The following is a 14,641-nucleotide window of genomic DNA, read 5'->3' as shown; positions in this document are numbered from 1 at the left end:
GCGCCGATATCCGAGGTATCTCCCCAGCTCAGGGCACGTCGTCGTGCTCAGGGCAACCATGGTGGAGATGGGGCTGTGGAGCCCCGCCCGTCTGTAAAACGGGAGCCTCGCGCACAGTCGGTTCGACTCCGACCTCCACCACCAGGGCGTGTCCCGAAAGTTCGTCGGGCTGCAGTAGCGGCCGAGGGCCCCGCAGACGACACCGCCGCTAAGCCCGAACACGCCCGGTATGAGTGCATCGCGGCGGCGCCGTCTGCGGGTCTCTCGCCCGCGCCTGCCACCGGACGAACTTTCGGGGCACGCCCTGGCCGTTGCGCCACCGGGGTGACCCCGGGCAACGACACCCCTTCCCGCCTCGATTGACAGGTGGAGAAAGGGGAATCATGTCCATCGACATCCAGCAGCCCCGGCCGCAAGGTCTGGTCGGGAGCCGTGTGCACATCGCGGGCACCGCGGGTGGCGCGTTCGAGGCCCAGTTCGGCTACCGGATCCACGAGGGCCACGACGAGGTCACCGGCACGTTCATGGCGGGTGACGGCACGGGCGGGCACGGCCAGTTCCAGGTGCGGGCCGACGTGTCCGGGGCGTCGTTCGCGCTCGACCGGCTCTTCGTCGAGGTCTTCTGGGTCTCGCCGAAGGACGGCTCCGAGGTCGACAAGGTCATCGTGCCGGTCGTCTACGGGCCGCGGATCGTGCCCGGCTACCGCGTCTACCAGGAGTACGAGATCAAGTCCGGCGACACGTTGTGGGGCATCGCCACGCACTTCTACGGCGCCGGCAACCTCTACACGCGGCTCGTGCGCGCCAACCCGCACGTGATCACCAACCCCAACGTCATCACGCCGGGGACCGTGATCAGGATCCCGCAGTCCTGATCTTGGGCGCCGCGGTCCTCTCCCGAAGCGGACACGGGGGAGGACCCGCCCGAACCCCTTCGTGAGCGCACCGCCACCACGCGTGGTGAGCTGTGCCACGGGGCTCAAGCGAGACTGTGCCGAGGACCTGGTGGCTTGTTGGTTTCATACAAACCACGCTGCTCAACTCGCTTCGATCTAGCGGTTTTCCTACCGGGTAGTAGACGAGAGTGTGTACACCGATTGGGCGGCGTTTGCCGCTGAGGTCGTATTGTCCGCGAGGAGCCAAGTCGTTGTTCAGTCGTGTAGCGATCGTCAACCGCGGGGAAGCCGCAATGCGGCTGATCCACGCCGTCCGTGAGCTCGCCGCCGAGTCAGGGGAACGGATCGAGACCGTTGCCCTGTACACCGATGTCGACAAGTCGGCGCCCTTCGTCAGGGAAGCCGACCTCGCCTACAACCTCGGTCTGGCGGCGGATCGTCCTTACCTCAACCTGGAGGTGCTGGAGACCGCTCTGGTCGAGACGAAGGCCGATGCCGCGTGGGTCGGCTGGGGCTTCGTCGCCGAGATCCCCGAGTTCGCCGAACTCTGCGAGAAGGTCGGCGTCACGTTCGTCGGCCCGTCCGCCGAGGCCATGCGCAAACTCGGTGACAAGATCGGCTCCAAGCTGATCGCCGAGGAGGTCGGGGTCCCCGTCGCGCCGTGGTCGCGCGGCGCTGTCGACAACCTCGAGCACGCCCTGAAGGTGGCCGAGGAGGTCACCTACCCGTTGATGCTCAAGGCGACCGCCGGTGGTGGTGGGCGCGGCATCCGGAAGATCACGTCTCCCGAGGAGATGGAAGAGAACTTCGACCGCACCAGCATGGAGGCGGCGCGCGCGTTCGGCTCCGGCGTGATGTTCCTGGAGCGCCTCGTCACGGGCGCCCGGCACGTCGAGGTGCAGGTCATCGCCGACGGCCAGGGCACGGCGTGGGCGCTCGGCGTCCGCGACTGCTCGGTGCAGCGGCGCAACCAGAAGATCATCGAGGAGTCGGCGTCCTGCGTGCTGGAGCAGCACCAGGTCGACGAGCTGAAGTCGTCGGCCGAGCGGCTCGCGAACGCCGTGGGCTACCGCGGCGCGTGCACCGTCGAGTTCCTCTACCACCCCGGTGAGAAGCTCTTCGCGTTCCTCGAGGTCAACACCCGACTTCAGGTCGAGCACCCGATCACCGAGATCACCACCAGCTTCGACCTGGTCAAGGCACAGCTGCACGTCGCCGGTGGAGGCAGGCTCGAGGGCGAGAAGCCCGTCGAGCTCGGCCACGCCGTCGAGGCGCGCCTGAACGCCGAGGACCCGGACCGCGACTTCGCGCCGTGCCCCGGCACGATCGTTCGTCTCGAACTGCCCGCCGGTCCCGGCATCCGCGTCGACACCGGTGTCGCGGAGGGCTCGCAGATCCCGGCCGACTTCGACTCGATGATCGCGAAGATCATCGCGTACGGCCGCAACCGCGACGAGGCGCTCGGCAAGCTGCGCCGCGCGATGGCCGAGACCACGGTCATCATCGAGGGCGGCACGACCAACAAGAGCTTCGTGCTCGACCTGCTGGACGAGCCCGCCGTGATCGACGGCAGCGCCGACACGTCGTGGATCGACCGCGTGCGTGCCGACGGCGGCCTGATCTCGCACCGCCACTCCGCGATCGCGCTGGCCGCGGCCGGCATCGAGGTCTACGAGGACGAGGAGCAGATCAACCGCTCCGAGCTGCTGGCGTCGTCGCGGGGCGGTCAGCCGCGCACGAACCACGAGGGCGCGGTCAAGCTGGAGTTCGTGCTCCGCGGCACGCCGTACGTCGTGAACGTCGCCCGCGTCGGTGCCACGAGCTACCGCGTCGGCGTGTCCGCCGCGGACTCCGAGACCGTGCTGACCGCGGACGTCGACGTCGAGCGGTTCGACCACCACGTCGGGCAGATCACCGTCAACGGCGCGCGGTTCCGCGTCGTCACCGGCACGCACGGCCCCGTCCACCAGGTCGAGGTCGACGGCGTCACGCACCGCGTCACCCGCGACGAGGGCGGTGTCCTGCGCTCGCCGATGCCCGCGCTGGTCGTCGCCACGCCGCTTGCGGTCGGTGCCGAGGTCGAGGCCGGCGCACCCGTGCTCGTGCTCGAGGCGATGAAGATGGAGACGGTGCTGCGCGCGCCGTTCCGTGCTCGCCTGAAGGAACTCAACGTCGTCGTCGGCACCCAGGTCCCCGCCGGTGGAGCGCTGCTCAAGCTGGAGGAGATCGAGGACGAGGCAGGCGCGGAGGAGGTCGCGAAGTCCGACTCGTCCGTCGAGCTGGAACTGCCCGCGCCGCGCACCGGTGTGCGGCCGGAGGAGCTCGTCGCCGACGGTTTGGACGACCTGCGCAACCTGTTGCTGGGCTTCGACACCACCGCGGGCGAGACCGATCGCGTGCTCAAGGCCTACATGGGCGCGCGGGAGGACCTGGACGAGCGGCCGCTCGTCCAGGAGGCGAAGCTGCTCGGCATCTTCGCCGACCTGTGCGACCTCTCGCGCAACCGTCCGGCCGGTGAGGAGACCAAGCCGGAGAACCACATCCACTCTCCGCGCGAGCACTTCCACACGTACCTCAAGACGCTGGACGCGGACCGCGCGGCGCTGCCGGAGGGATTCCGGGCCCGTCTGCAGAGCGTGATCGGCCACTACGGCATCACCGAGCTCGACCGCACGCCGGAGCTGGAGCAGGCCGTCTTCCGGATCTTCGTGGCGCTGCGCCGCGGTGTGTTCGACGCGGCCGTGGCGACGACGCTGCTGCGCCAGTGGGTGCAGGAGGCGCCGCCGGTCGAGGCCGAGCGGGTCCAGATCGGCCTGGTGCTGGAGCACATCATCGCCGCGACGCAGGTCCGCTACCCGGCGGTGGCCGACCTCGCCCGCAGCGTCGTGTTCACCTGGTTCGCGCAGCCGCTGGTGCGCCGCACCCGTGCCCGCGTGCACACCGAGGTCCGCAAGCACCTGATCTACCTCGACGGGCAGCCCGCCGCCGCCGACCGCGAGGAGCGGATCGCGGCGATGGTCGCGTCGGCCGAACCGCTGGTGCGCCTGCTGGGCCAGCGCATCGGCAAGCCCGGCGCGGACAACACCCCGTTGCTGGAGGTGCTGGCCCGCCGCTACTACACCAAGAAGGCGCTGGAGAACCCGCGCGTCGAAGGGGCGTTCTTCCTCGCGGAGAACGCGCCGGAGCAGACCCGCCTGATCTCGACCGCGGTGGAGTTCGCGTCGCTGACCGAGGCCGTCGGCGAGGTCGTCAAGCACGGCAACGGCAGCGCCGTCGTCGCGGACCTCTACGTCAAGTGGACCGACGGACCGTCCGATCAGGACGAGATGGCGGCCGCGCTGGGTTCGGCGCTGGCCGCGCACCAGCTGCCGCCGACGATCACCCGCGTCACCACCACGGTGGCGGGCCGGCTCGGCGAGTCGATGCACCACCACTTCACGTTCCGCCCGTCTTCCAACGGGTTCGCGGAGGAGAGGCTGGTGCGCGGGCTCCACCCGCGCATCGCCGAACGCATGCAGCTCGAACGGCTGCGCGAGTTCGACCTCACGCGTCTGACCTCCGTGGACGAAGACGTGTACCTGTTCCGCGCCGTGGCCAAGGCGAACAAGTCCGACGAGCGCCTCGTCGCGTTGGGTCAGGTCCGCGACCTGACGCCGTTGCGCGACGACGAGGGCCGCATCGTCGCCCTGCCCGCCGCCGAGGACGTCCTGGCGACCTGTCTGGACGGCATCCGCCGGGCTCGTGCGCAGTCTGGTGGGCGTACTCGTCTCGCCACGAACCGCGTGGTGCTCTACGCGTGGCCGCCGACCGAGCTCGGGTCGAAGGACCTGGACGCGATCGGTCAGCGCGTGCTGCCGACGACCGCCGGTCTGGACCTGGAAGAGGTCCTGTTCCTGGCGCGTCGCCGCGACCCGGCGACCGGAGAGCTCTCCGACATCGGTGTGCGGATCGCGAACGACGCCGGTTCCGGCGTGCGGTTCTCGTTCGTGCAGCCGCCGTCCGACCCGATCCAGCCGCTCGACGACTACCGCCAGAACGTGCTGCGCGCGCAGTCCCGCGGCACGATCTACCCGTACGAGCTGGTCGACATGCTCGTCGGCGACGGCGGGTCCTTCGTGGAACACGATGTCGTCGACGGCGCGCTGATGCCGGTCGACCGCCCGCGTGGTGGCAACAAGGCGGGCATCGTCGTCGGTGTGGTGACCACGCCGACCCCGGCGTACCCCGAGGGCATGAAGCGCGTGGTGCTGCTGGGCGACCCGACCAAGTCGCTGGGCGCGCTGGCCGAGCCCGAGTGCTCGCGGGTGATCCACGCGATCGACCTGGCCGAGTCGTTGACCGTGCCGCTGGAGTGGTTCTCGCTCTCGTCCGGCGCGAAGATCTCGATGAGCTCCGGTGTCGAGAACATGGACTGGGTGGCGGCCGCGTTGAAGCGGATCGTCGAGTTCACCCAGGACGGTGGCGAGATCAACGTCGTCGTCAACGGCATCAACGTCGGCGCCCAGCCGTACTGGAACGCCGAAGCCACGATGCTCATGCACACCAAGGGCATCCTGGTCATGACCCCGGACTCGGCGATGGTGCTGACCGGCAAGCAGGCCCTGGACTTCTCCGGCGGTGTCTCGGCGGAGGACAACTACGGCATCGGCGGCTACGACCGCGTCATGGGCCCGAACGGCCAGGCGCAGTACTGGGCCCCGAACCTGCGGTCGGCGTTCGACGTCCTGCTGGCGCACTACGAGCACAGCTACATCGCTCCCGGTGAGGCCGGTCCGCGTCGAGTGTCCACTTCGGACCCGTCTGCCCGCGACGTCTCGTCGTTCCCGCACGTGGTCGGCGACAGCCCGTTCACGACGGTCGGCGAGATCTTCTCGGTGGAGTCGAACCCGGACCGCAAGAAGCCGTTCGACATCCGCACCGTCATGCGCGCGCTGTCCGACCAGGACCACGAGGTGCTGGAGCGTTGGGCGGGCATGGCCGACGCCGACACCGCCGTCGTCCAGGACGTGCACCTCGGCGGCATCCCCGTGACGCTGCTGGGCGTCGAGTCGCGCGGCGTCGCCCGCACCGGCTTCCCGCCCACCGACGGCCCGGACACCTACACCGCCGGCACGTTGTTCCCGAAGTCGTCGAAGAAGGCGGCCCGCGCCATCAACGCGGCCTCCGGCAACCGGCCGCTCGTGGTGCTGGCGAACCTGTCCGGCTTCGACGGCTCCCCGGAGTCGATGCGCGAACTGCAGCTCGAGTACGGCGCCGAGATCGGCCGCGCGATCGTCAACTTCCAAGGCCCGATCGTCTTCACCGTGATCTCGCGCTACCACGGCGGCGCGTTCGTGGTCTTCTCGAAGGCCCTGAACCCGTCCATGACGGTCCTCGCCGTCGAGGGCTCCTTCGCCTCGGTCATCGGCGGTGCCCCCGCCGCGGCCGTGGTGTTCGCCCGCGAGGTCGACGGCCGCACGGCCAACGACCCGCGCGTGAAGAAGCTGGAGTCCGCGGTCTCCGAGGCCTCCGGTGCCGAACGCTCGGCCCTGACCGGCGAGCTCGCCTCGGTGCGTCAGTCCGTGCGGACCGAGAAGCTGAACGAGATGGCCGCCGAGTTCGACCGCGTGCACAGCGTGCAGCGCGCGGTGGAGGTGGGCGCGGTCGACGCGATCATCTCGGCCGCGGAGCTGCGTCCCGCGATCATCAAGGCGATCGAGGACGGTCTCGCGAAGTAACCCCTGGGATCAGGCCCGGTCGTCCTCGGATGGCCGGGCCTTTTCTTTGGGGGATCTTCGTGTGGGACATCACCGAACTGACCGATGTGGACGATCCGGGCTGGCCGCTCGTGCTGGAGGCCGTCGCCGAGGGGTCGACCTCCTGTGTGGTGCTTCCTCCCGATGCCGACGCGTGCCGTTCAGCGTTGCTGCAACTGCAGGTGACCGCGCGGTCGTTGCTGGGCGCCGTGGTGCTCAACAGTGGCGGCCTGGTCCTGGCCGACGGCTGGTTGCGCGTCTACGGCGGGTCCGGTGGCGCGATGGCGAGTTCGTCTGGAACGGCGTGGACCCCGCGCGGTTCGGCCGTCCCGGTGAGCCGGGGCAGGTCGTCTACTTCGGGACGGGCTGTCGTTCTTCCCGCCGTTGTGGTCGAAGGAAGGGAGGGAGGACCTCGCCAGCACCAGCCGCAGGACCATCCCGATGCGTGAGCTGACTACTCGTTGATCGCGCCGAACGGCACGTGCACGCACGGCACCGTCTGCGTCAGGTGCCCGCGCTGGTCGTCGAAGAAGATGTGCGGCTTCAACACGTCCAGGATCGGCGCCTTCTTCAACCCTCCCAGGAAGAACGCGTCGTTCACCGTCAGCCCCCACGCCTTGAGGCTGTTGATCGCCCGCTCATGAGCCGGAGCCGACCGGGCCGTCACCACCGACACGCGAACGCGATCCTCGGCGTGGCGCTGGATCCGGTTCACGCCCGCGAGGAAGTTCCGCAGCGGCCCCGGATCCAGCGGCGTGACGAGGTTGGACGCCTCGTGCTGCTGGAACTCGTCGAGCCCGCCGGCCTGGTAGATGCGTTCCGAGGCGTCGTCCGCCAGCACGCCGTCGAAGTCGAAAGCGATCCGCAGCGCCGGATCGTCGTCGTCCTGGAACGACGACGTGAGCACCTGGCCCGCGGGCATGCCGGCGAGGGTGGCCTTGCGGACGTCGTTCTCGTTGGCGGACAGGAACAACGACATGTTCAGCGCCGGCATGAACTCGTGCGGCGCGCGGCCCTCGGTGAAGATCGCCCGGCTGATCTTCAGGCCGTGGTGGGCGGCCGACCGCAGGATCCGCAGGCCGGTGTCGGGGGAGTTGCGCGACAGCACGATCACCTCGACCAGCGGTGCGAGGGTGTTGAGGTCGAGCAGGCGGCGTAGGAACGGGAACGCGACGCCCGGCGCGAACGGGTCGGCGAGGTGGGCTTCCTGGTGGGCCCGGTAGGCCTCTTTGCCCTCGGACGCGAACACGGCGTCCGAGGTGGACAGGTCGAACAGGGCGCTCGACGCGACGCCTACGACCAGCAGGTTTTCCAGGCTGGGAGCCACATCACGTGATCGTAGACGCCCGCTGCGGGTTTTTCTGGTACGGTCGTACCAATGTACTGGGTGGTGCTGATCGCGTCCGGGGTGCTGGAGGCCGTGTGGGCCACGGCGCTCGCGGCGTCGAAGGGTTTCCGCCGGCCGTGGCCGGTGGTGGTGTTCGCCGTGTCGATGACGGCCAGCGTCGTCGGCCTCGCGTGGGCGATGCGGGGAATCCCGGTCGGCACGGCGTACGCGGTGTGGGTCGGCGTGGGAGCCGTGCTCACGGTGCTCGTCGCGGTGCTGCGCCGCGAGGAGAAGCTCGACGTCAAGCGCGCACTGGTGCTGACGGCCCTGGTCGGCTGCGTCGTGGGCCTGAAGGTGGTGAGCTAGATGTACTGGGCCGTGTTGCTGGGAAGCGCTGTGCTCGAAGCGGTCTGGGCGACGGCACTGTCCAAAGAGGCCTATGTCCTCTTCTTGGTCGCCGGAACGCTGAGCATGGTCGGGCTTTCCTATGGCATGAAACGCATTCCGATCGGAACCGCCTACGCCGTGTGGGTCGGCATCGGCGCCGCGCTGACCGTGACGTGGGCGATGATCACCGGCGAGGAGGTGGTCTCCGCGTGGAAGATCGTGTTCCTCACCGGGATCATCGCCTGCGTCATCGGCCTGAAGTTCCTGAAATCAGGCGTTGATGGCCCAGCGCTGGTTGGCACTGGCGAAGCAGTCCCAGACCTGGAGACGGGTGCCGTCGGCGGAGCTGTTGCCGGTGGCGTCGAGACAACGTCCTGACGCCGCGTTGCGCAGCTGGCCGTTGGACTCCAGCGTCCAGTTCTGGTTGCCGGAACCCGTGCAGTCCCACAGCTGCGTCACGGCGCCGTTGGCGGTGCCGGACGCGTCGAGGCACTTGCCCAAGGAGCGCAACGTGTTGCCGTTGCGGGTCCACTGCTGAGCGTTGGTGCCGTTGCAGGAGTAGAGCTGCACCGCGGTGCCGTTGGCGGAGTTCGCCCCTGCCACGTCGACGCACTTGCCGCCGAAGCCGGTGATGGTGCCGCCGGTCGGAGGCTGGGGGTTGCCGTTGCCGGCGGTCTCCCAGATGGCGTTGAGCAGGCTGGTGCTGCCGGTCGTGTCCTGGGAGAGCTCCCAGTTCATGATGCCGCCCGCGTTCGACAGCGCCCACTGCGTCTTGCGGCGGATCGTCGGCAAGCCGTTGTAGGAGTTGCCGTTGTAGGTGTCGCGGTTGGCGTTGGCCGGGTCCGCCGCGACGATGTCGCGGTAGGAGATGTAGGTCGGCCGGCTGTAGAACGGAACGCCCAGAACGGCCTTGCTCGCGGGAAGCCCGCGGCCCTTCCAGAAGTTCACCGAGTTGATCGACCAGTCGTAGTTCGCGTGGGGGCTGCCACCGTCGTAGGCCATGATGTTCAGCCAGTCGACGATGCCGAAGACCTCGGGCTGAACGCCGTTGGCCGTGCCGCCCTCGCTGACGACCGCCGCGGTGAGGAGCTTGCCGCGGTTGTGCAGCTCAGTGCCGAGCTGACGCATCATCGCCGTGTAGTTGTTCGCCGACTGGCCCGGGTCCGGGTACTCCCAGTCCATGTCGACACCGTCGAGGTTGTACTGGTTGACGAGGTTGACCAGGCTGTTCACGAACGTCGTCCGCGAACCGGCGTTGCCGGCCAGCTGCTCGAACGCCGAGTCGTTGCCGTTGTTCCAGCCACCGATCGCGATCGAGACCTTCACGCCGGCGGCGTGACCGCGGCTCACGAGCGTCTGCAGCTTCCCGGGGTCCGGCACGCCCTGGAGCGTCCCGTTGCCGTTCGGCAGCACGAACGAGTAGTTGATGTGCGTCAGCTTGTTGTACGGAAGCGTGTTCACATCGCCGGACCACGACGGCATGTAGCCGACGCTCTTGAACCCGGCCGGGTAGGCGGCCTGCGCGGCAGGCGCCATGACTGTCAAAGTCGCCGCGGCGGCGGCCAGCGCAAGGCCGGCGGCACCGAGGCGTGAGCGGAATGAACGCATTGCAGGGGAGGCCTTCCACTTCGTCGAGCGCCCACCGCGACGTTAGTGGTCTAGACCGGTTGCTGGAAGATCAACTAGGGACCGGAACTCGTTCCGGTCGGCGATGTCCCTGTCAGCGCAGGTGAGAGGCCCCGTTCACATCCATGATCGTGCCACTGGCCCAGGTCGCCTTCTCCGAAGCCAGCCACGCCACCGCCGACGCGACCTCCTCGGGCTCGGCGACGCGCCCGAACGGGCTCTGCGCGCGGATGGCGTCCCCCGCCGGTCCCGCCATGAGCTCGGTGACCATCTCGGTGTTGACGAACCCCGGCGCCACGCCCGCGACCGCGATCCCTTGCGGCGCCAACGACTGCGCGAGCGACTGCGTCATCGCGTGCAGCCCGGCCTTCGCCGCTCCGTAAGCGGGGGCATCAGGCTCACCCCGATACGCACCCCGCGACCCGACGTTGACGATCCTGGCCCCCGGCCCCATGTGCCGCACGGCGTGCCAGGCGAGGTCGGCGGGCCCGTAGAGGTTGAGCTCGATGGTGCGCCGCCACGCCTCCTGCCACTCCTCGAAGCTCGTCGTGGAGATGGGGTGGAGGAAGTAGACGCCCGCGTTGTTGACGAGGACGTCGAGACCGCCGAGCTTCTCGACGGTCTCGTTCACGACTTTCTCGGCCTGGTTCGCGCCGAGGTCACCCTGCACGGTGACGTGCCCGTCCCCGGACAGCGCGGTGCTGACGGCCTTCGCTTCCTCGGCCCCGGAGCGGTAGTGCACCGCGACCCGGTGGCCGCTGTCCGCGAGTGCGTGGGCGATCGCGGCGCCGATGCCGCGGGATGCTCCGGTGACGAGTGCGCGTCGGGTCATGCCACGATCATGCCTGACTGTCGATCAACCACTTGCCGTTCTGCTGCACGAACGTGAACGTCGCCGGCTCGACCCGGTCGACGGCTCCGCCCTTGAAGTACGTGAGCGTCACGGTGATGCCGTTGTCGCCCTGCGGCACGGGGTTCGAGACCTGCACGCTGGAGAACTTGCTCCACCACTGCTGGTACGCGTCGTAGGACCCCGCCTTGGACGCCTTGAACCGGTCCGTGAGCAGCGAGTAGCCCTCCTGCAGGTTGCCGGGGATGAGCGCGTAGTAGGCGGTGATCGCCTCCTGCGCGTTCTTCGGACCGGCAGGAGCCTGCGGCTGGCTCGGGGTGTTGGCGGGCGGCTGCGTCTCGGTGTTCGGCGGGGGCTGCGTCTGACTGCTGCCCGGCTGCTGCGGCTGGGACTGCTCGGTCGTCTGCCCCGTGGTCTGACCCGTCGTGGTGGAGCCCGTCTGACCGTTGCTCTCCGGCGACTTGGCGTTGTTGTTGCCGCTGCCCTTGGGCCACAACAGGAACGAGCCGACGCCGACCGCGATCACCAGCAGCACGATGAGGATGGGGACGAGTGGGAACTTCCGCCGCTCCCCGTCCTGGTCCGTCGGGGGGCCGGGTGGGGTGCTGACAGGGGTTACAGGCGTGGCCACGGAGGGCGAGGCGACCTTGGTCGCGGCTGAGGCCTTCGCGGCCGCCGCGGCGGCGCGCTCGGCCGCTGCCTTGTCGGCAGCCGCCCGCTCGGCTGCTGCTCGCTCGGCCGCGGCCCTGTCTGCTGCTGCCTTGTCGGCGGCTGCTTTGTCGGCAGCAGTTCGTTCGGCGGCTGCCTTTTCGGCGGCTGCGCTGCCTGCCACTGCCTTCGCCGCTGAGCTCTCGGCCGCGACTTCCCCAGCGTCTGCCTTCTCGGCAGCCGCCTTCTCCGCTGCCGGTCCGGCCGACGGGTTCCCCGCATCGGCCCCCTGCCCGGCCCCCTTCGCGGCCTCGGCCGCTCCAGCCGCCGCGCCTGCCGCATCCGTCGAGTCGGCCGCACCTGCCGTGCTCGCGGTACCTGCCTCGGCCGCCGTGCCTGCCGCACCCGCCTCGGCCGCCGCTCCCGGCCCAGGCGTGCTCACCAGCCCGGCAGCCTCGGCCGCCGCGGCACCCGCGACCAGTCCGGCCGCCGCAGCCGCCGACTCCTGCTTGGCCTTCTCCTCCGGCTGCGCCTCGACCGGCAGCTGCACCGTCGCCGGGATGATCACCGTCGCCTCGGACACCGGTGGCGTCTCGTTGACCACGGCCGCCAGCAGGTGCACCGCCTCCTGCATGCTCGGGCGCCGCGCGGGGTCCGTCGCGAGCAGGCGGAACAGCACGGGGGACAGGAGGGGGCCCGCGTTGGCGGGCGGCATGATCGAGCCGCCGGCCACGCGGTGCAGCATCGCGAGGTGGTTGTCGGCGGTGCCGAAGGGCGGGCCGCCCTCGACGGCGTTGTAGAGCGTCGCGCCGAGGGAGAACACGTCGGAGGGCAGGCCGGCGTCCTCGCCGCGGGCCACCTCGGGGGAGAAGAAGGCGGGGGTGCCGACGGTGCCCGTCGCGGTGGCGGTGGAGTCGCCGGTGGCGCGGGAGATGCCGAAGTCGGTGATCTTGACTTCCTGGTCGCCGATCAGCACGTTGCCGGGCTTCACGTCGCGGTGCTGGATGCCGTGGCGGTGCGCGGCGGCCAGTGCGGCGGCGGTGTAGCAGCCGATGCGGGCCACCTCGCGCGGCGGGAGTGTGCCCTGTTCGGTGATCACGGCGGCGAGGCTGCGGGAGGGGAGGTACTCCATGATCAGCCAGGGCCTGCCGTCCTCCTCCACGACGTCGTAGACGCGGATGGCGTTCGGGTGCTCGAGCCGGGCGGCGAGGCGGGCCTCGCGCATGGCTCTGGCCTTCGCACGATCCACCCTGGCGTCGTCGAGACCGTCCAGCGCGAGCAGTTCCTTGGCGGCGACGACGCGGTGGAGCTGCTCGTCGTAGGCCTGCCAGACGACTCCCATCGCGCCTTGGCCGACCTTCTGCTTCAACTGGTAGCGGCTCCCGATGAGCCTGCTGCTCTCCTCCACGGTTGTGCACCCGTCCCCTCTGATCACTCACAAGTGTGACGGTTGTGGCGTTGGGCGTTGACTGTAACCCTATATGGGGGTACATATGGGGTTATGCCGAAAATCAACGTGTACCTCCCTGACGAGCTGGCGGAGTCCGTGAAGGACATGAACATCCCCGTCTCGGCGATCTGTCAGCGCGCGCTCGAAGGCTCCGTGAAGCGGATCGTCGCGATCAGGGGGCTCACGGTCACCGATCTCAGACGCGAGAACTTCCCGCAGGTCACCGAACGAGCCTGGAAAGCGCTCCAGATAGCCGGAGAGCTCGCCCAAGGCGTCAAGATCGGCACCACGCACCTCCTGGCCGGCATCGTCCGGGAAGACGGGAACCTGGCGCTCGACGTGCTCCGCGCGATCGACATCAACCCGGACAGTCTCGCCACTTTCATTCCCGTGGACCTCGGCCGGAAAACCGGCATCGACGACGACGCGGCCGCCGCGCTCGAACTCGCGGTGACCGAGTCGATCGCGCTCGGCCACAACTACCTGGGCTGCGAGCACCTGCTGCTGGGCATCCTCGCCGAACCGAACGGCACCGGCGGCCAGGAACTGCGCGACCAGGGCGCCGACCTCAAGGGCACGCGCCGGGCCGTCCAGACGGCGCTCGCGGGCATCATCCACCTGCAGAAGCAGCAGAAGGCGGGCCAGGACGCGGCCAAGGTGCTGGAGATGATCATGACTCGGCTGACGCGGCTGGAGCAGCAGGCGGGTATCGGCTGACGAGCTCGGCTCCGATGCGCGCCAGGTGCTCCTGGACGTCCGGCGACTCGACCTCGATCAGCCCGCCCCACCCGGCGACGTTGCGGGCGAGGTCGAGCGCCGTCGGTGCCGTCAGCTCGACCTTCGTGCGCTCACCGAGGTCCTCGACGACCGTGCAGTGGCGGCCGTGCATGTGCTGGAAGACCTTCAGGAACCTCGTCGGCACGAGCACGGCCGTCGCCGTCTCCGAACGCTTCTCCTCGACGGCGGTGACGACCTCGTCCCACGCCCCGGTCAGGGTGAAGTCCGCTGGTCGCCGGGCTGGGGTGCCGGTGAGGGTCATACCCAGGATGCGATCGAGCCGGAACGTCCGCTGGCCGTCCGGGGTGCCGGCGATGAAGTACCAGGTGCCGTCCTTGTCGACGAGCCCCCAGGGGTCGACCTCGCGCCCTTTCGGTGCCTCGCCCCGTTTCTGGTAGGTCAGCCGCACCCGCACCTGCTTGACGACGGCGAGTTGCAGGCCCTTGACCAGCGCGGGCCGGTCCTGGGTGTCCTCGCCCCACGCGGCGGTGTCGACGAGTGTCGAGTCGGCGGCGGCCTCGGCCTCCGCCCGGAACGTCTGCGGCAACGCGCGGACCAGCTTGCGCAGTGCCGACTTGATCTCCGGCGCCACCGTCGCCGCAGGTCCCGCGACCAGGAACAACGCCTGCGCCTCGGCCGACGTCAGCCCGCTCAGGTCCGTGCGGGCACCACCGACGAGCGCCCAGCCCCCGCCTCTCCCCGGTTGGGGGTATACGGGTACCCCCGCCGCGGACAGGGCTTCCAGGTCACGTCGGGCGGTCGCGATGGAGACCTCGAGCTCCGCGGCGAGTTCGGCGGCGGTCACCCGGCCCCTGGCCTGCATCAGCAACAGGGTGGCGACTAGACGGTCTGCGCGCATGTCTCCAGGTTCCCGAGAAAAGTGCTCACAAGATGAGCACTTTACGGCCGAAGCTAAAACCACACCGCCCAAAAAGTTTCCGGAGG

At 69.4% G+C, this 14,641-nt stretch carries 11 protein-coding genes and 1 tRNA gene; 7 read left to right on the top strand and 5 right to left on the bottom strand.

Going from position 1 to position 14,641, the window contains the following annotated elements; translation table 11 throughout:
• The first annotated feature begins 60 nt into the window (after window positions 1–60).
• The 4 genes from JNUCC0626_RS16060 to JNUCC0626_RS16045 all read left to right on the top strand — a co-directional run bounded on the left by JNUCC0626_RS16060 (window position 61) and on the right by JNUCC0626_RS16045 (window position 7,080).
• Window positions 61–144, top strand: a tRNA-Tyr gene (locus tag JNUCC0626_RS16060).
• 239 nt (window positions 145–383) lie between these two features.
• Window positions 384–875, top strand: coding sequence for a Gmad2 immunoglobulin-like domain-containing protein (locus JNUCC0626_RS16055; protein WP_394620559.1), 492 nt, complete (start codon window positions 384–386; stop codon window positions 873–875).
• A 272-nt stretch (window positions 876–1,147) separates the two neighbouring features.
• The gene (locus JNUCC0626_RS16050; RefSeq protein ID WP_394620558.1) at window positions 1,148–6,613 is read left to right on the top strand and encodes a carboxyl transferase domain-containing protein; all 5,466 of its coding nucleotides are present in this window, start codon (window positions 1,148–1,150) and stop codon (window positions 6,611–6,613) included.
• 59 nt (window positions 6,614–6,672) lie between these two features.
• Window positions 6,673–7,080: a DUF2625 family protein gene (locus JNUCC0626_RS16045; RefSeq protein WP_394620557.1), complete on the top strand. Its 408-nt coding sequence runs from the start codon at window positions 6,673–6,675 to the stop codon at window positions 7,078–7,080.
• A gap of 5 nt (window positions 7,081–7,085) precedes the next feature.
• On the opposite strand, the gene JNUCC0626_RS16040 is transcribed toward JNUCC0626_RS16045, so the two are convergent.
• Window positions 7,086–7,958: a 5'-nucleotidase gene (locus JNUCC0626_RS16040; protein ID WP_394620556.1), complete on the bottom strand. Its 873-nt coding sequence runs from the start codon at window positions 7,956–7,958 to the stop codon at window positions 7,086–7,088.
• A 51-nt stretch (window positions 7,959–8,009) separates the two neighbouring features.
• Here JNUCC0626_RS16040 and JNUCC0626_RS16035 point away from each other — a divergent pair, with 51 nt between their 5' ends.
• On the top strand, window positions 8,010–8,324 hold the full coding sequence (locus JNUCC0626_RS16035; protein WP_394620555.1) for a DMT family transporter: 315 nt from the start codon (window positions 8,010–8,012) through the stop codon (window positions 8,322–8,324).
• Window positions 8,325–8,723 (top strand): DMT family transporter, encoded by a 399-nt coding sequence (locus JNUCC0626_RS16030; RefSeq protein WP_394620554.1) that lies wholly within the window; start codon window positions 8,325–8,327, stop codon window positions 8,721–8,723.
• On the opposite strand, the gene JNUCC0626_RS16025 is transcribed toward JNUCC0626_RS16030, so the two are convergent.
• The 3 genes from JNUCC0626_RS16025 to JNUCC0626_RS16015 all read right to left on the bottom strand — a co-directional run bounded on the left by JNUCC0626_RS16025 (window position 8,616) and on the right by JNUCC0626_RS16015 (window position 12,877).
• The gene (locus JNUCC0626_RS16025; protein ID WP_394620553.1) at window positions 8,616–9,953 is read right to left on the bottom strand and encodes a glycosyl hydrolase family 18 protein; all 1,338 of its coding nucleotides are present in this window, start codon (window positions 9,951–9,953) and stop codon (window positions 8,616–8,618) included. The two genes, JNUCC0626_RS16030 and JNUCC0626_RS16025, sit on opposite strands and share 108 nt — an antisense overlap.
• 112 nt (window positions 9,954–10,065) lie before the next feature.
• Window positions 10,066–10,803, bottom strand: coding sequence for an SDR family NAD(P)-dependent oxidoreductase (locus JNUCC0626_RS16020; protein ID WP_394620552.1), 738 nt, complete (start codon window positions 10,801–10,803; stop codon window positions 10,066–10,068).
• A gap of 7 nt (window positions 10,804–10,810) precedes the next feature.
• Window positions 10,811–12,877, bottom strand: a complete 2,067-nt coding sequence (locus tag JNUCC0626_RS16015) for a serine/threonine-protein kinase (protein ID WP_394620551.1) — start codon at window positions 12,875–12,877, stop codon at window positions 10,811–10,813.
• Window positions 12,878–12,970: 93 nt separating this feature from the next.
• Here JNUCC0626_RS16015 and JNUCC0626_RS16010 point away from each other — a divergent pair, with 93 nt between their 5' ends.
• Window positions 12,971–13,636: a Clp protease N-terminal domain-containing protein gene (locus JNUCC0626_RS16010; protein ID WP_394620550.1), complete on the top strand. Its 666-nt coding sequence runs from the start codon at window positions 12,971–12,973 to the stop codon at window positions 13,634–13,636.
• Here JNUCC0626_RS16010 and JNUCC0626_RS16005 read toward each other — a convergent pair.
• Window positions 13,590–14,555: a helix-turn-helix transcriptional regulator gene (locus JNUCC0626_RS16005; RefSeq protein WP_394620549.1), complete on the bottom strand. Its 966-nt coding sequence runs from the start codon at window positions 14,553–14,555 to the stop codon at window positions 13,590–13,592. The two genes, JNUCC0626_RS16010 and JNUCC0626_RS16005, sit on opposite strands and share 47 nt — an antisense overlap.
• Between the last annotated feature and the right edge of the window lie 86 nt (window positions 14,556–14,641).

The organism is Lentzea sp. JNUCC 0626 (assembly GCF_043632865.1).
Classification (GTDB): Bacteria; Actinomycetota; Actinomycetes; order Mycobacteriales; family Pseudonocardiaceae; genus Lentzea.
The sequence above is the reverse complement of the archived record's forward strand: the minus strand, read 5'-3'. Positions and strand labels throughout refer to the sequence as shown.